A 15,280-nucleotide genomic window follows, 5' to 3' on the forward strand; every position below is an offset into this window, starting at 1 on the left:
GGGCTTGGACCGCTATCTCGACCATAGGCCGGTCGACATAGGGATTTCTATCCGCCCGCCGACCGCAAGCCCACCATGTTACACTAAACGGTTGCAGGAGCCCGCCCATCCTTACCCCTTGATGGCTCGCACCGGCGGCATGGCGTTGCAGACATCAATATGGCCGGACGCGCGGATGAAGAAATCATCCTGGCGAAAGCGGCGGGCATCGCGCCATTTGGTGTAGGTCTCGCTCTGGCCAGACAGAACCTCGATCTTTTCCTGTTCCGCCTCTGGCACATCGGCAGCCAGACGAACAGCATTGATGGGCACCCGCTGTTCCGCCTTTTCATAGAAACCCAAAGTACCGGTGCCGCGCGGCAGGGCCGTCAGCAGTTCCATGCCCTTCAGGACACGGCCCACCAGGGTGATGACCTTGTCCAGCGGGCGCGGTGAGTGGCCAATGACGGTGTAGAGTTCTGCCCCGCTGCCGCTATCCAGGGCCAAACCGCGTCCAACCCCGACAATGCCATAGCAATGGGTCATCCAGGCTTCCCCCGTCTTGGGATCACGGGCAGCGGGGAAAATGTCGGAGATGCCGACCTCCGGCGCATAGGCGTCCGGGTCCGGCAGCTTGGCAAAGGGCAGGGTCTTGGCACCGTCCTTGATGGTGAATTCCGGCGCCAGCTTGTCCAAGGCTGTCTTCATCGGCTTGGGGGTTTCGTCCGGCATGCCCCATTGCGTGACATAGTTATCCTGGACGCGGACGATGAAAGTCCCCTCGTACCAGTTCTCCCGCGCTAGCTTGCGCATGTTTTCCACATGGATGGGGGCAAAGGCGGGGGCCAGTTCAATGACCACGCGCCCGCCGGGCAGATCGATATAGAAAGTGTTCTCAGGCACCGGTGCGCGCCAGTCACTGGCCGGCGACGCCGCCAGCACCTCCGCCGGGGTCTGGCGCTTCGGGGCCTCCTGAGCGGTGGCAGGCAGGGACAGGGCCAGCAGGGCGGCCGTGGCAAGCAGTGTCAGGCGCATGGGGCTTCTTCTTTATGGATTGCCGATGGCCGCAGCATCCCAGAAGCCCCCGACCCCATCAAGGGGCGGTGACCACCCTACCGGTGAATGGGTTCCAGCCCGTGGCTGCCAGCACGGCCCAGGCCGTGGCCCCCAGATGCGGCTGCCGGTAATAGAAGAAGTCAGCCCCTTTGCTGTCCGGCCCGATGGCAAAGCCGGTCGAGACCTTGTCCCCGCGCGTGGCCCAGAGATAACCGCCAGGGCTGATATCGCCAACCAAGCCCGACAATAGTCTCACAGACCGCTCCTGATCCCGTACAGCGGCCCAGGACAGGGCCGCCTGCGCCGTCCCCTCTACCCAGACGCCATCACGGTCGCCGTTGAAATCATAACCGCCGGCGACGCCATGCACCTGATCCGCGCGGTCCAGTGCCCGGCGCCAGTCGTGCGGCGACTCGGGCAGCAGCAGCGGCCAGAGCAGGGCGTCCAGGCCGGAATTACCGTCATTGACCGTCACGCCATCGGGTAGGGTGCCGGTGGGGAAGTACCCCGCATCAGCCCGCCAGAGCGCGTTCAGGAAGCCCAAAGCCGCCGCCTTGCCCGCCGCCCAGTCACCACCGGGCACGCCCGCGCGTTCCAGCCAGCCGAACAGGGCAACCAGGTCGGTATTATGCTCCACTGATTTCCAGGTCAGGGCCTGTGTCCCCATTCCATCGCCATGGATGCCGCCGGTAAAGCCGCCCGGCCCTTTGGTATCGCGCATATGGGCCAGGACCCAGGCGCCCAGTTTGGCGGCTCCCGCCCGGTATTTCGGCTCATTCAGCGCATCGGCGAGTGTCAGCAGGGCCAGACCTGCCCAGGCAACATTGCCGGTGGCTGTCCCGACCTGATAGGCATCCTCTTCCCAGCGCTGGGCCTTCTGGTTCCACCAGCCATTGGGCGGGATGGGGAATTCCTGTTGCGGCCCGGCGCGGTAGGTGGTGCGCAGCCGACCCTGCGGCCCCGCCCGGTCATTCTCCACCGCCGACAACAGCGCATCACCGATGCGCCGTGCCTTTGTGGCACGCCCGCAGGCGACCAGGGCGATGGCGGCCAGCGCATTGTCATAGGTGAAGGCCGCATTCTTAAGCGCATCCTCCACCGGCGCCCCGGCACCGGAGGGGTGGTCGAAACTGCGCAAGAAAGCCGGACCCTTACCCGGCACCGAGTCGATGGCCACCGTCAACGACCCACACAGCCGACTTTCCAGCAGGGTGGCGGCCGACACGGCAGAAGGCTGTCGCTCCGCTTGCGCCCCTGCAGGTGCTGGCAGGGTCAGTATCGCGGCCAGCAGGGGAGTGAAAAGAACGCGCATCATTCGCTGGGCCGGGGGGGTAGCAGGTCATCGACAGCCACGCGCAGGACCGTTGCGATTCTGACCATGGCATCAACGCTGCCGGGCTTACGTCCTGCCTCAATCTCGCTGAGGTAAGAGGGGGAGACGCCGGCAGCTTGCGCCAGCGCCTGCTGCGTCAGGCCGCGATATTGTCGATAGGCGCGTACCGGCGACATACCGTCCAGGATATGTTCAATCAACTCTATCGGGAACGCTTCTTCCTCGCCACGTTGCAGCCGGGCAAGGGCCTCCCGGCTTTCAGCCAGGTCCTGCGCATCTTCCAACGCCTCCATCAGCGCTTCGAAGTCGCTGCGATTTAAGGTGACGGTATCCGCATCTTCCCGTACCGGGCGCAATATGATGGCATTCATCGATATATCTCCCGACGGTTGCCGACCCTGGTGATCGTGACCGTCATCACGCCATTGTCGATCTGATACAGCGCGCGCCAATCCCCATGCCGGATGCGACCGTCACCATCGCCGAACGACTTGGCCCATGCATGCCGAGCATAGGGATCGGCGGCGAACAGGTGCAATTTACCCAGCATTGCCATCGCATCGTGCTTCGGCATGCTCCGCAGGGTCTTTTGCGCGCCTGACAGGATAATCAGCTTCATCACCACCATCTTCGCCAATAGCGAATATGGTGGCAAGCGACAAAACTAACCCCGCACGCGCAGCCCTGCCGCCAGCGTTTCCACCAGTTCGGCCATCATCACTTCCGGGTCGGCACTGCTGACCGGGGCCAGGTTGCCGGACACGATACCTTCGACCAAGCCGTTCACGGCGGCCCAGGTGGTGGCAGCGGCGCGTTCCAGCCGGTCGGGGCTGGCGTTGGGAATCAGGGGCGTTACCGCCATCTCAATCCCCCGGCGCAGGCGCACGATGCGCTCCAGCAGCCAGTCGGGCAGGGGTTCGGTCAGGACCGGCGGGCGGTTATCGATTAGGGTCTGGAACAGATTCAGGTTAGAGCGCGCGAAGGTCAGATAGGCATTGGCCAGAGCCAGAAGACGGGTTTCAACCGCAGCGTCAGGGGGTACGGCATCATCTGCTGCCTTCATCACCACCTGCAACCGGTCCAGCAACTCCGCATTCAGGTGCAGGCGCACCGTATCGAGATTGGGATAGAGATTGTAAAGCGTCCCGACAGAACAACCCACAGCCTGGGCCAAAGTCCTGGCTGTCAGCGCGGCCAAACCATGGTCGGCGACCAACTTGCGCGCCTCATGCAGGACGGCTTTGGCGAGTTCGGCGCGGGGCTGACGGCTCATCGGCGATTTTTCCCTGACTTTCCCTGGATTTGACACCGGTCGCCACTATGTTTAGCACGGATGTCTTGTTTTCAATCGACCTTTGTCCGGATGGTCATGCTACCCGTGCTCACGGCAAAAGGCTGCCACGGCAGACCTGCATGTTGATGACACCGCTGCACTGACGTAAAACCGTCGCGGATTTTCAAGCCTTTGCACCCGGCCCCGGCGATCCAACGTCGCGGCCTTTCCGACCGGAACCCCAAATGGCCCCCTACGATCAAGCCCCGAGCGAGCGCCTGTCCTTCCTCTTCGGCGCCAACGGCACCTTCATCGCGGAACTTTACGCCCGTTACCGGCAGGACCCGAATTCGGTCGATGCCAGTTGGCAGTCCTTCTTCGCCGAGATGGGCGATGACGGCCACGCCATCCTGGCCGAACTGAACGGCGCCTCATGGGCGAAGGCCACCGCCAAGGTGATTGGGGCCGCTGACCCGGACGCCCCTCCGCCGGCTAAGCCGGGCAAGGGTGACAAGGCCGCGCCGACTCCGGCGGCTGCCGCCCCCGTCGTGCAGGGCTTCACCGCCGACCAGGTCCGCGCTGCCCAGTTGGACAGCCTGCGCGCCCTGATGCTGATCCGGAACTATCGCGTACGCGGTCATCTGCTGGCCAAGCTGGACCCGCTGGGCATGGACAAGCGGGCCGAGCATGCCGAGCTCGATTACCGCCATTACGGCTTCACCGAGGCCGATCTGGATCGTCCGATCTTCATCAACAATGTGCTGGGGATGGAGACCGCCACCCTGAGGCAGATTGTCGATGCCCTTCAGCGGACCTATTGCGGCTCGATCGGCGTCGAGTTCATGCATATCCAGGACCCCGAGCAGAAGGCCTGGATTCAGGAGCGGATCGAGGGCATCCGCAACCAGACCGACTTCACCGTCAATGGCAAGAAGGCCATCCTGCAGCGCCTGACGGCCGCCGAAGGGTTTGAGCGCTTCTGTCAGGTGAAGTGGACGGGCACCAAGCGATTCGGCCTGGAAGGCGGCGAAGTGCTGGTCCCCGCCATCGAACAGGTCATGAAGCGCGGCGGCCAGATGGGCCTGAGGGAAATTGTGCTGGGCATGGCCCATCGCGGTCGCCTGAACGTGCTGGCCAATGTCATGGGCAAGCCCTTCAAGGCCATCTTCAGCGAGTTCCAGGGCAATCCCGCCAACCCCGAAGACGTGCAGGGGTCCGGCGACGTGAAGTACCATATGGGTACCTCCAGCGACCGTGACTTTGATGGCAACACCATCCACCTGTCCCTGTCGCCCAACCCGTCGCATCTGGAAGTCGTGAACCCGGTTGTCTGTGGCCGCGTGCGCGCCAAGCAGTGCCAGATCTCCGGTCAGGTGCCGCCCTCGGACGAAAGCCGCTCCAACGTGCTGGGCGTGCTGCTGCATGGTGACGCGGCCTTCGCGGGCCAGGGTCTGGTGCCGGAAACGCTGCTGCTATCCGAACTGAAGGGGTACCGCACCGGCGGCATCATCCATTTCATCATCAACAACCAGATCGGTTTCACCACCGCCCCGCAGTACAGCCGTTCCGGCCCGTACCCGACGGAAGTGGCTAAATCGATCCAGGCCCCGATCTTCCATGTGAATGGCGACGATCCCGAAGCCGTTATCCATGTCAGCCGCATCGCCATCGAATTCCGACAGAAGTTCCTGAAGGATGTCGTGGTCGATATCGTCTGTTACCGCCGCCAGGGCCACAATGAAGGCGACGAGCCGGCATTCACCCAGCCGCTGATGTACAAGACCATCGCCAAGCAGACCACCACCCGCGCGCTTTATGCGCAGCAGTTGGTGAAGGAGGGCGTGATCACCCAGGCGGAAGGCGATGCCTATGTCGCGGAATTCAATGCCCAGATGGAGCAGGAATTCCAGGCCGCCACCTCTTACAAACCGAACAAGGCAGACTGGCTGGAAGGCAAATGGTCTGGCCTGACCCCGGCCCCTGCCGATGTGGCGCGCGGCAGCACGGCCGTTGGCCTGGATGTGCTGAAGGAAGTGGGGCTGGCGCTGTGCAAGACGCCGGATGACTTCAGTGTCAATTCCAAGGTCGCACGCCAGCTCAAGGCCAAACAGGAAGCCATCTTGACGGGTCAGGGCATCGATTGGGCCACGGCGGAAGCCCTGGCTTTCGGTACCCTTCTGGTTGAGGGCAATCCGGTCCGTCTGTCGGGTCAGGATGTGGGCCGCGGCACCTTCTCGCACCGCCACTGCGTGCTGGTCGATCAGGTGAACGAGAACAAGTTTGTTCCCCTGAATCATGTCCGTCCGGGCAATCAGGCCAGCTTTGAAGTCCATGACAGCCCGCTGTCCGAAGCCGCCGTTCTCGGCTTTGAATATGGCTTCTCGCTGACCGAACCGCATGCGCTGACCATCTGGGAAGCGCAGTTCGGCGACTTCGTGAACGGGGCCCAGGTTATCATCGACCAGTTCATCAGCTCTGCCGAATCGAAGTGGCTGCGCATGTCCGGTCTGGTCATGCTGTTGCCGCATGGCATGGAAGGCCAGGGTCCGGAACACAGCTCCGCCCGCCTGGAGCGCTTCCTGCAGGGTTCGGCGGAGGATAACTGGCAGGTCTGCAACATCACGACGCCGGCCAATTACTTCCACGCGCTGCGCCGGCAAATTCGCCGCGACTTCCGCAAGCCGCTGATCGTGATGTCGCCGAAGTCGCTGCTGCGTCACAAGCTGTGCGTCTCGCCGCTGGACATGTTCTCCGCTGATCAGACCTTCCACCGTGTTCTCTATGAAACCGGCGTCGATCTGGTCGCCAATGACAAGATCCGCCGCGTCGTCATCTGCTCCGGTAAGGTCTATTACGACCTGTATCAGGAGCGGGAGAACCGGGGCATCAAGGACATTGCCATCGTCCGTCTGGAACAGCTTTATCCGTTCCCCGGCGACGCGCTGGCTTTGGAACTGGCCAAGTACCCGAATGCCGATATCGTCTGGTGTCAGGAGGAATCGGAGAATCAGGGTGGCTGGCTGTTCGTCGACCGCCGGATCGAGAAGGTGCTGACCAGCATCGGCCACAAGGCGGGCCGTCCGAAATATGCGGGCCGTCCGGATTCGGCCGCTCCCGCCACCGGCATGCTGAAGCGCCACAACCAGGAGCAGGCAAAGCTGCTGGACGAAGCGCTGACAGTCTGACCCGCGCTGCCCTCCCTCCTCGACAAAGATCATCCAAACACGAAGGCCACAGATTATGGCGACGGAAATCAAGGTGCCCACGCTGGGCGAATCGGTCTCGGAAGCGACGGTTGCCCGCTGGCTCAAGAAGGTCGGCGACGCGATCAATGTCGATGACGCCCTGGTGGAATTGGAAACCGACAAGGTCACCCTAGAGGTTAATGCCTCCGCGGCCGGTACGCTGGCCGAAATCGTGGCCGCCGAAGGTGCGAATGTTGCTGTCGGCGCCCTGCTGGGTGTGATCGGTGAGGGCGCGGGCGCTGCCACCGCTCCGGCCGCCGCGCCGGTTGCCCCGGTTGCCCCGGTGGCGGCCGCTGCCCCTGCCCCGGCGGCGGTTGTTTCTGCCCCGGTGATGCCGGCCGCCGCGAAGATCGCCGCTGATAACGGCATCGATACCGGCGCCATCGCCGGCACCGGCAAGGATGGCCGCGTGACCAAGGGCGATGTCCTGGCCGCCATCGAAACACCGAAGGCCGCGTCGGCCCCGGTCGCCGCTCCGGCACCCAAGGCTGCCCCGGCCCCGTCGGGCCCGCGCGCCAAGGCCGACCGCGAAGAGCGGGTGCGGATGACCCGCCTGCGTCAGCGCATTGCCGAGCGTCTGAAGGAAGCGCAGAACACTGCCGCCATGCTGACCACCTTCAACGAGGTGGACATGACGAACGTGATCGCCATGCGCAACCAGTTGAAGGACGCGTTCGAGAAGAAGCATGGGGTGAAGCTGGGCTTCATGTCGTTCTTCGTGAAGGCTTGCCTTGTCGCGCTGAAGGAACTGCCCGCCGTTAACGCGGAGATCGACGGCACGGATCTGGTCTACAAGAACTATTACGATATCGGTGTCGCCGTGGGCACGCCGCAGGGTCTGGTGGTTCCCGTCGTCCGTGATGCCGACAAGCTGTCCTTCGCCGGCGTGGAAAAGACTATTGCCGACCTGGGCAAGAAGGCCCGCGACGGCAAGCTGTCGATGGAAGATTTGTCGGGCGGCACCTTCACCATCTCCAACGGTGGTGTCTATGGTTCGCTGATGTCGACCCCGATCCTGAACACCCCGCAGTCGGGCATTTTGGGCATGCATAAGACCATGGACCGTGCCGTGGTTGTGAATGGCAAGGTCGAGGTCCGCCCGATGATGTATTTGGCTTTGTCCTACGATCACCGCATCATCGATGGCCGCGAGGCCGTGACCTTCCTGGTCCGCGTCAAAGAATGCATCGAGAATCCGGAACGCATCCTGCTGGATGTCTGATCATGGTCGGTTGAGGGCTCAGCCTTCAGCCGAGCAAAACCAGCATCATGGAAAAGGCCGCCCCACCCAGGGCGGCCTTTTTCATGACGGCGGGTCAACGCACGACGACGTGCACTGGTTCTGTCAGGCCCGGATAAACGGGTTCAGCCAGCGCATAAAGCGGCCGGTCAGACGCAGAGGTGCATCGGTGAAGGCCAGGCAGATACAATCACCATCATCATCCGCAATCGGACGATGATCAACGCTGGTGTCGGTAGAGGCGAAATCACCGCGCAAGTAATGACCGCTACCGTCGGTGAACCCCCCTTGCAGCACCAGAGTGAATTCATCGCCATGATGGGTGTGCTGCGGCATGCCCATGCCAGATCGAATGCGCATCATGCGCACCGCCCCACCAGAACAGGAGAGCTCGCATTCATGCAGGCCAGGGATGGTGCGCCGCCAGCGGATCGTGTCGACATCGCCACCAATATAGGAGCGTAACGGTTCCGGCAGCACAGGGTTATGGCCTGGAGGTACCTGACGACGGCGGGGCGCCTCAGCCAGCGGCGGACCATCGAGACGGGCCAGCACATCGGCCAGCAGACCAGTGCTGACCGGTGTGGCAGCGCTGCTGTCAGACAGCAGGGCACCGCCGATGGCTTCCATCCCCGCCACTTCTGCGCGGCACCGTGGGCACAGGGCCAGGTGGGTAGCAACCACGAGGCTCGGGGCTTCCGCCAATGTGCCCGCGGCGTAGGCCAACAACAGATCCGGACCGGGGTGATGATGTGGGATGTGGTTCATAGTGTTTCCCCCGCGGGGTCATCGCCGGCCATGGCCTTGCGTAGGCGGGCCAGCGCCAGGCGCAGCCGCGATTTCACGGTGCCCAGCGGTAGCCGCCGTTCTTCCGCGATGGCGCTGTGCGCCTTGTCCTCGAAATAGGCCATCTTCAACAAATCCGCCTGCTCGGGCGGCAGGGACCGGATTGCCCGGTGCAATGCCGCCGTCTGTTCCTCTGCCAGCATCGTGTCCATTGATCCGTCTGCCTCGTCCGGCACCAGGGCCGGGTCATTCGGATCGAATGTCGGACGCCGATCGCGCCGCAACCGATCAATACGCCGGTTACGGGCGATCGCAAAAATCCAGGTCCCAGCCGCAGCCAGCCGCGGGTCGAAGGTCTCGGCCCGCTGCCAGACCGTGACCATCACGTCCTGGATTGTCTCCTCCGCCGCCCCTGCTTCCATACCTGCACGCAGCAGGAACGATTTCAGCCGAGGGGCGAAGTGATGGAACAGGGTGACGAAGGCTTGACGATCCCGTTGCCGCGCAACACGCAGTAACAGGTCATTCAGCCGGTCTACCTCGGCTCTGTCGTCGGCTTGCATATCCGGCGGTCTGATCCTGCTGGCGGCAAGAACAGTCCGCGCGGTGGCCGTTCCACCGCGCCTGGACTGCCCGAGCACGCCCGGACTATAGAGGCCACCTTGTTCCATGCCAATGGATACGAAGGATGGGGCTGCCTGGATCACCGGCAAGAGCGCGGGAAGAAGATTTTTTTAATCCGCCGCCACACCCGTCCACCGTGGTGGCCAGGGCCGGTCATAAAGTGGGCGTTCTGGCGCATGCAGCCCATGATGAATGGCCAGATCCAGCACCCAATCGAGATACATCTCGATCATGCCGGCGACATGGAATGCGGGGCAACCCGTATAGAGTCGGTCATTCCCCGTGCTGAACGGCGTAATCGACCGCCCGTCCAGACGCAAGCGGATACCCTCGGGCGCGTGTTCGATACGGAACGCACAGGCTTCGCCCGTTGTGGGGTTCACCGCACTTTCGCCCTCCGGCTCCAATTTGGACGCGTGCAGGAAGGTGACAATCATGCCCAAACTGCCGGCGGCGAGCGTTTTCAACTCCTTGCGGCTGCGCCACATCGCATCACGCCAGGGCTGGACCGGCAGGTCCAGCCCCAGATGCAGTGAAGCCTCCACGAGGCTGAAACACATATGCAGGGCTGTATTGCTGCCAGTCTTGGAGATGGAGACCATGTCATGGTCAGCACGGGCGTAGAGGGCCGAGCCTTTGAAGAAGCCCTGGGCAAACCGGGCCATGCGGGCAAACGGACAGGTCGGTAGGGGCTTGTCAACCAGGCTGAGGGCCCATTCATCCAACACCTGGTTCAGGCTGATACAGGCCTGGGCGCGCAGCCAGTTCAGTTTCTGCTGCTGTGACAGGCCAGCGGGCAAGGCGGCGAAGGGACCGGTGCCGGCGAGGCGGGCGGCCTGCATATGGCCCTGCAACCGGTCGCGCAGATCGTGAAACAAGAAAGACAGGAACAGATTGCCCTTCACCCTGTCACGGTTATCCGACGTCAGCGGTGTTCCGTCTTCCAGCAGCGTGTCGATACCCTGGGCATCGCCACCACGCCGGGTGAGCCAATCCAGGATCGCCCCCACGCCCAGGCGGGACAGTCCGGCCCGGACATGGGCCAGCCGGTATTGCTGGGCGAAGCTGCCATCGACTTCCGTTTGGCCGTCACCGGAAGAGAGAAAATGGATATGTGCGCCGCCGTCCATGGTGGCCCCCCGCTGCTGAACACGGGGGTAGCAAAGCAAGGGGCGGGCCAGAGAAGGTGGTTATAGGCGTTTCAGAGGGTTAGCGGATAGCCGCGCGTTGCATCCTGCAAGTCCCCTTGCCCTTTGCCAGGAACACGGCGCTTTTTGCCGGGTGGATTCTGCCCTGGCTCACGGTCTGTCGGGGATTGGCCGGCCCAAGCGGGCCCAGACGGCCCGACGTTCGTCAGGGGTCATCACGCCCCACCGCATGATCTCCTCCAGCAGCCGTTTGCAGCCCAAGCAAGATTGGCGCTTACGGTCCAGGTCGCAACGACGGATGCAGGGGCTGGGGACATAATCCTGCGGTTCGGATGTTTCCATCATCCCACCCCCATGGCGGCAGCCAGCCGGGCACCGCTGACAAAGGCGGCTTCAGCCCGCGCATCCAGACACCAGTCGCCACAGACCCCGATGCAAAGTGCTGCATCCCACAGGAACCCGTCGGCCAAAGGGAGCGTCGGCAGAGCATATCGCCAGCGGTGGGCTGCCGAAAAGGCCGGATCACCCGTAATCCCCGTTGCCGCCCGGAAAGCGGACAACAGGGTCGCCCCCACCTGGTCGGCATCCTGTTCCAGGTGACGGATGGACCAGTCCGGGGACGCATGGGCCACAAAGGTGGCGCGCTGCCCCCGCCCGGGCTTGGTCCCGTCATGGGCGATCCAGGACAGGGGCCGGTCATCGCCCCCGGCCCCTGCGACAAAAGCCGCATCCCACGACAGGGATAGGGGCTGATCAAATCCCAGCATCAAGGCCCAGCAGGGCGCCATTACGGCGGCATCGGCCCGGACAGCCAGGGCGGGTGCCACCGGGCGCAGCAGGTCGGACGCCTGCACCGACGGCATGGCCAACACCAGCCGGGCGAACGGCCCCGCGCTGGTCCCGTCCTCCATCTGCAACAACCAGCGCCCCGGCGCCCCGGCGATATGGACGATGCGGGTACTGAAATGCGGACGGGCTGCTTCCGGCAGAAGGGCAATCAGGCCCTGGATTATGCCGTTCATACCGGGCACGCCGACATAGCGTTCGACCCCGTGCGGCACTGTGCTGCCATCGGGATGCAGGCGCACGATCCGGCCGTCCCAAGGGGCCGCCTGTCCACTGGCCCGCAGCTTGTCCATCACTGCCTTGAAACCATCATCGCGCACTGTCACGAACTGCCCGCCATGGTCGAAACGCCAATCCCCGGAACGGCGTGATGACAGCCGGCCGCCGGGCCCCCGCCCCTTGTCGAACAGGGTTACCGGCAGGCCGAGCGTTGTCAGCGACAGGGCCGCAGACAGTCCGGCCAAGCCGGCGCCGATGATGGCGGTGGGGTAGGGGGAGCCGTTTGTCATGGAGATGCCCTGGTTTGCGGTGCCGCCGGGTGCCAAATGGGCCGTATCGCTGCCCTGTCCAGCCCCCCACCAGCCTGATCCCTGCCAATACTATGCTTGTGCGCCATGACACCAGAAAGCGGTAGTGGTAGAGTCTGTTTCATGATTTGGCCGCGAGCAGGCGATGGACGGTACGACCGGCGCAGAACGGCCACCACATAGACGGGAACGCCCACGGGCGTCGACACCCGTCCTGTCCCCCTGGCTGGCCTTGCCACTGGCCCTGGCCGGGGTGGCAGCGCTTGCCGTGGCCCTGGTCCGTCCGGAAGCGGTTCTGCCAGCCGGTATCGACCCTTGGCAACCGGCAGCCTTGGCCTGCGCCGGTATCGCGATGCTGCTGCTACTGGCCGTGATCGGACAGGCAATCCGACAGCACCGTGCCGATGCGCTGCGTGAGCTTGGCGAGTTGCAGGAGATCAATGTCGCTCTGGTTGCCCAGGTGGCACGGCAACAGACGGCCCTGGATCGGCTGGGCCAGTCGGAACGCAAATATCGTGAGATCTACGAAACGGCGATGGAGGGCATGTTCACCATCGACGTTACCGGCCGTTTCCTGTCTGCCAATCCGGCCCTGCTAACCATGTTGCGCTATGGCAGCCTGGAACAGTTACAAGCCGAGGTCGCAGACGCCACCGTCAGCTTCTATGCCGACCAGGACAATCGCCAAGCCATCACCCAGGCCCTGCTGACCCAAGAAGAGGTCGGCAGCGTACCTGTCGAGTTACGTCGGCGGGATGGGGATCGGTTTTGGGTTGCCATTTCCGCCCGCATCATCCGCAATGCAGAAGGACGGGCTATTGCCTTCCAAGGCAGCGTGCGTGACATCACCCAATGGCGGCGCGACCGTTTGGCCCTGGAACAGGCGCTGGACGCAGCGGAGATGGCCAACCGCGCCAAATCCGAATTCCTGGCCAACATGACGCATGAACTCCGGACACCGTTGAATGCCGTCATCGGCTTTTCGGAAATTATCGCAACAGAGGCGATGGGGCCGATTGCCCAGCCTGCCTATCGTGAATATGCCCACGACATTCATGATAGCGGCCAGATGCTGCTGACCCTGATCAACGACATCCTGGACCTGTCCAAGATCCAGGCAGGCAAAAAAGAGTTGCTTGAAAAGCTGGTCGATGTGCCACGCCTGATCCGGTCCAGCCTGCGCCTGGTGGCCGAACGGGCCGACAAGGGCGGTGTGCTGCTGGAAACCGAGATGGAAGCGGAGCTGCCACCAGTGCGCGCCGACGAGGTGGCGCTGAAGCAGATTTTGAACAACCTGCTGACCAATGCCGTAAAGTTCACCCCCCAGGGTGGCAAAGTCACCTGTGGTGCCCGTCTGGAACCGGATGGCTCCCTGTCGCTCTATGTCCGGGATACAGGGATCGGTATTAGGGAAGAGGATCTGGTGACGGCGATGGAACCGTTCCGCCAGGTCGAAGGCGGCCACGCGCGCAGTGCCGGTGGGGTCGGCCTGGGGTTACCGCTGGTCCTGGCACTGGCCCGGCTGCATGATGGCGACGCGCGGCTGGAAAGCCGTTTGGATCACGGCACAGTGGCGACCGTAACGCTGCCACCGACACGGGTGCAGTCCATGCCCATGGCATTCTTGCGCACAGTTGCCGGCGGGTAACCACCCCACAACCGGCAGAAGCGCCCTCGCACGGCTGTAGCGGGGCCGCACCCTATTCGCCGCGTAGTAAGCGTCTTATCGCTTCAGCGAGAAGTTGATAGGGATCTTCACCCCTGGCCTTCGCGGCGCGCTGTACCTGTTCCTTGAAACCGTGGTCAACAGCCTGACGCCGCATGCGCTCGATCTCCCCCTGCCGAATACGCCCGTCCAGTTCACCGGCCTGCGGCGCGGTCGTCGTGACGGCGGGCGGCTTTTGGGGGGGACGGCGGGCCATCGCCCTAGGCCTCAGTCACCGACATAGGTTTTGCCAGTACCGGTGTTACGGATGTTGGCCATACCCTGATGCCGGGCGATATGGACATTGCCGGCACCAGAGGCCAGGACGGTCGGGTTGATGGCCGTCCCGTTGAATTCCAGGCTGCCGGCGCCGGTAACCTGGGCTTCCAGTTCCCCTTCACCCTCGCCGATGCTGATACGGCCAGCGCCGGGGAAGTCGACACGGATAGGACCATTGACCCGGCCGATATCCATTTCGGCATGACCAGGAATGGATACGGCCAAGCTGTCATTGACCCGACCCACGGAGACAGTGGCATGGCCGCTGACCTCCAGCTTGGCCGTTTCTGCCCGCTCGACAGACAATTCACCCGCCCCTTGCACCCTGAAGTTCAGCGGCCCATCGACCCGTTCAACCGACACCGTGCCGGACTCCAGGATATCGACCGACAATGCCCCCACCCGTTCGGCAGACACATCGCCGCGCAGCAGTTGCACCGAAAGCTTGGCACCGGAACGGCCACCGATGGAGAGGTCACCGGCCAGACCCGCCACTGTCAGGTCGGTGTCGGACGGCAAGGTCATGCGGATGCTGGCATGGCCAGTCTGGGGATCATTGCGACCGCGCAGCGTCAGCACACCATCCGTTACATCCAGGTCCAGGCCGTTGGCGCCATTGTCAATCTCCACCTTGACCTTGTCGGCCCGGCTTGACCGTTCGATGCTGATATCACCGCCAATATTGACCAGTTGCACCCCCTTAGGCGCATCGAAGGACTGCATGACACTGCCTTCCGCCATGCCCACCTGATCCTGGGCGCCCTTGGCTGCCCCGGCAGCGGCGGCCACGCCCATTTCCGCAAGGCGCAGCGCGCCTTCGGCAATGGCAGGGGCATCGGCCCCTTGGCGCTGCAATTCCTCGCGCGCCGCCGCCAGTTCACGCTGCGCCTCGGCCAGACCAACCTGTGCCTCCCGCAGTGCCTCCATCCGGGTTGCATCGACCTCGACGCCACGCATGGCATCGCGCACAGCGCGTTCCACCATCTGCGGGTTCACATCGGGATTCACCCGCATATCCGGGGCTTCGGGCGGCTCAGGGGGCGCCGGCGGTTCGCGGATGTCGAAATGCGACCCATGGCGTTCCTGAGGGCCGTCACTATCGCCGACCGCCAGTCCCCAGCCGACAATGCCGAGGGCCAAGAGGATGGCGGCAATCCCGCCCGCTGGAACCCCCGGCGTCAGGCGCGGCCGGTTCGACAGGCTTGCAGGCAGGGGGTTGGAGAGGGCGCCATCCATGGG

The 15,280-nt window shown here is 63.6% G+C and carries 15 protein-coding genes; 3 read left to right on the forward strand and 12 right to left on the reverse strand.

Going from position 1 to position 15,280, the window contains the following annotated elements:
- Positions 1–111 precede the first annotated feature (111 nt).
- The 5 genes from CHU95_RS06500 to CHU95_RS06520 are packed head-to-tail and all read right to left on the reverse strand — an operon-like array spanning position 112 to position 3,641.
- Positions 112–1,014, reverse strand: coding sequence for a peptidylprolyl isomerase (locus tag CHU95_RS06500; protein WP_094454907.1), 903 nt, complete (start codon positions 1,012–1,014; stop codon positions 112–114).
- Between the two features lie 58 nt (positions 1,015–1,072).
- Positions 1,073–2,350, reverse strand: a complete 1,278-nt coding sequence (locus tag CHU95_RS06505; protein ID WP_094454909.1) for a hypothetical protein — start codon at positions 2,348–2,350, stop codon at positions 1,073–1,075.
- Positions 2,347–2,739, reverse strand: a complete 393-nt coding sequence (locus tag CHU95_RS06510; RefSeq protein ID WP_094454911.1) for a helix-turn-helix domain-containing protein — start codon at positions 2,737–2,739, stop codon at positions 2,347–2,349. The genes CHU95_RS06505 and CHU95_RS06510 overlap by 4 nt, the downstream gene beginning before the upstream one ends.
- A complete protein-coding gene (locus CHU95_RS06515) occupies positions 2,736–2,996 on the reverse strand; it encodes a type II toxin-antitoxin system RelE family toxin (protein ID WP_245837913.1) in 261 nt (86 codons plus the stop codon). Before CHU95_RS06515 ends, CHU95_RS06510 begins: the two co-directional genes overlap by 4 nt.
- Positions 2,997–3,032: 36 nt before the next feature.
- Positions 3,033–3,641 (reverse strand): TetR/AcrR family transcriptional regulator, encoded by a 609-nt coding sequence (locus CHU95_RS06520; protein ID WP_094454915.1) that lies wholly within the window; start codon positions 3,639–3,641, stop codon positions 3,033–3,035.
- Positions 3,642–3,886: 245 nt separating this feature from the next.
- On the opposite strand from CHU95_RS06520, the gene CHU95_RS06525 reads away from it, so the two are divergent.
- Positions 3,887–6,826, forward strand: coding sequence for a 2-oxoglutarate dehydrogenase E1 component (locus tag CHU95_RS06525; RefSeq protein WP_094454917.1), 2,940 nt, complete (start codon positions 3,887–3,889; stop codon positions 6,824–6,826).
- Positions 6,827–6,881: 55 nt separating this feature from the next.
- Entirely contained in the window at positions 6,882–8,108 is a 1,227-nt protein-coding gene (odhB, locus tag CHU95_RS06530) for a 2-oxoglutarate dehydrogenase complex dihydrolipoyllysine-residue succinyltransferase (RefSeq protein ID WP_094454919.1), read from the forward strand.
- Positions 8,109–8,231: 123 nt separating this feature from the next.
- Here odhB and CHU95_RS06535 read toward each other — a convergent pair whose 3' ends face one another.
- The 5 genes from CHU95_RS06535 to CHU95_RS06555 all read right to left on the reverse strand — a co-directional run bounded on the left by CHU95_RS06535 (position 8,232) and on the right by CHU95_RS06555 (position 12,039).
- Positions 8,232–8,894: a ChrR family anti-sigma-E factor gene (locus CHU95_RS06535; protein WP_094454921.1), complete on the reverse strand. Its 663-nt coding sequence runs from the start codon at positions 8,892–8,894 to the stop codon at positions 8,232–8,234.
- Positions 8,891–9,475 carry a sigma-70 family RNA polymerase sigma factor gene (locus CHU95_RS06540; protein WP_094454923.1) on the reverse strand — a complete coding sequence of 195 codons (585 nt, stop codon included), beginning with the start codon at positions 9,473–9,475 and terminating at the stop codon, positions 8,891–8,893. The genes CHU95_RS06535 and CHU95_RS06540 overlap by 4 nt, the downstream gene beginning before the upstream one ends.
- Before the next feature lie 171 nt (positions 9,476–9,646).
- Entirely contained in the window at positions 9,647–10,666 is a 1,020-nt protein-coding gene (locus tag CHU95_RS06545) for a hypothetical protein (RefSeq protein WP_094454925.1), read from the reverse strand.
- 168 nt (positions 10,667–10,834) lie between these two features.
- Positions 10,835–11,029 carry a DUF1289 domain-containing protein gene (locus tag CHU95_RS06550; RefSeq protein WP_342744703.1) on the reverse strand — a complete coding sequence of 65 codons (195 nt, stop codon included), beginning with the start codon at positions 11,027–11,029 and terminating at the stop codon, positions 10,835–10,837.
- Positions 11,026–12,039, reverse strand: coding sequence for an NAD(P)/FAD-dependent oxidoreductase (locus tag CHU95_RS06555; RefSeq protein WP_133065455.1), 1,014 nt, complete (start codon positions 12,037–12,039; stop codon positions 11,026–11,028). The genes CHU95_RS06550 and CHU95_RS06555 overlap by 4 nt, the downstream gene beginning before the upstream one ends.
- A gap of 163 nt (positions 12,040–12,202) precedes the next feature.
- Between CHU95_RS06555 and CHU95_RS06560 the strand changes: the two genes are divergently transcribed.
- Positions 12,203–13,705 carry a PAS domain-containing sensor histidine kinase gene (locus CHU95_RS06560; protein ID WP_094454931.1) on the forward strand — a complete coding sequence of 501 codons (1,503 nt, stop codon included), beginning with the start codon at positions 12,203–12,205 and terminating at the stop codon, positions 13,703–13,705.
- Positions 13,706–13,757: 52 nt separating this feature from the next.
- Here CHU95_RS06560 and CHU95_RS06565 read toward each other — a convergent pair whose 3' ends face one another.
- Positions 13,758–13,979: a hypothetical protein gene (locus CHU95_RS06565; RefSeq protein WP_094454933.1), complete on the reverse strand. Its 222-nt coding sequence runs from the start codon at positions 13,977–13,979 to the stop codon at positions 13,758–13,760.
- Positions 13,980–13,990: 11 nt separating this feature from the next.
- Positions 13,991–15,277 (reverse strand): GIN domain-containing protein, encoded by a 1,287-nt coding sequence (locus CHU95_RS06570; protein WP_094454935.1) that lies wholly within the window; start codon positions 15,275–15,277, stop codon positions 13,991–13,993.
- Positions 15,278–15,280: the final 3 nt, after the last annotated feature.

Origin of the sequence: Niveispirillum lacus, assembly GCF_002251795.1 — a bacterium.
GTDB lineage: Bacteria > Pseudomonadota > Alphaproteobacteria > Azospirillales > Azospirillaceae > Niveispirillum > Niveispirillum lacus.

Coding starts and splice junctions, on each gene's coding strand:
- CHU95_RS06500 (WP_094454907.1), bottom strand. CDS start 1,014: ATGCGCCTGACACTGCTTGCCACGGCCGCCCTGCTGGCCCTGTCCCTG.
- CHU95_RS06505 (WP_094454909.1), bottom strand. CDS start 2,350: ATGATGCGCGTTCTTTTCACTCCCCTGCTGGCCGCGATACTGACCCTG.
- CHU95_RS06510 (WP_094454911.1), bottom strand. CDS start 2,739: ATGAATGCCATCATATTGCGCCCGGTACGGGAAGATGCGGATACCGTC.
- CHU95_RS06515 (WP_245837913.1), bottom strand. CDS start 2,996: ATGGTGGTGATGAAGCTGATTATCCTGTCAGGCGCGCAAAAGACCCTG.
- CHU95_RS06520 (WP_094454915.1), bottom strand. CDS start 3,641: ATGAGCCGTCAGCCCCGCGCCGAACTCGCCAAAGCCGTCCTGCATGAG.
- CHU95_RS06525 (WP_094454917.1), top strand. CDS start 3,887: ATGGCCCCCTACGATCAAGCCCCGAGCGAGCGCCTGTCCTTCCTCTTC.
- odhB (WP_094454919.1), top strand. CDS start 6,882: ATGGCGACGGAAATCAAGGTGCCCACGCTGGGCGAATCGGTCTCGGAA.
- CHU95_RS06535 (WP_094454921.1), bottom strand. CDS start 8,894: ATGAACCACATCCCACATCATCACCCCGGTCCGGATCTGTTGTTGGCC.
- CHU95_RS06540 (WP_094454923.1), bottom strand. CDS start 9,475: ATGCAAGCCGACGACAGAGCCGAGGTAGACCGGCTGAATGACCTGTTA.
- CHU95_RS06545 (WP_094454925.1), bottom strand. CDS start 10,666: ATGGACGGCGGCGCACATATCCATTTTCTCTCTTCCGGTGACGGCCAA.
- CHU95_RS06550 (WP_342744703.1), bottom strand. CDS start 11,029: ATGATGGAAACATCCGAACCGCAGGATTATGTCCCCAGCCCCTGCATC.
- CHU95_RS06555 (WP_133065455.1), bottom strand. CDS start 12,039: ATGACAAACGGCTCCCCCTACCCCACCGCCATCATCGGCGCCGGCTTG.
- CHU95_RS06560 (WP_094454931.1), top strand. CDS start 12,203: ATGGACGGTACGACCGGCGCAGAACGGCCACCACATAGACGGGAACGC.
- CHU95_RS06565 (WP_094454933.1), bottom strand. CDS start 13,979: ATGGCCCGCCGTCCCCCCCAAAAGCCGCCCGCCGTCACGACGACCGCG.
- CHU95_RS06570 (WP_094454935.1), bottom strand. CDS start 15,277: ATGGATGGCGCCCTCTCCAACCCCCTGCCTGCAAGCCTGTCGAACCGG.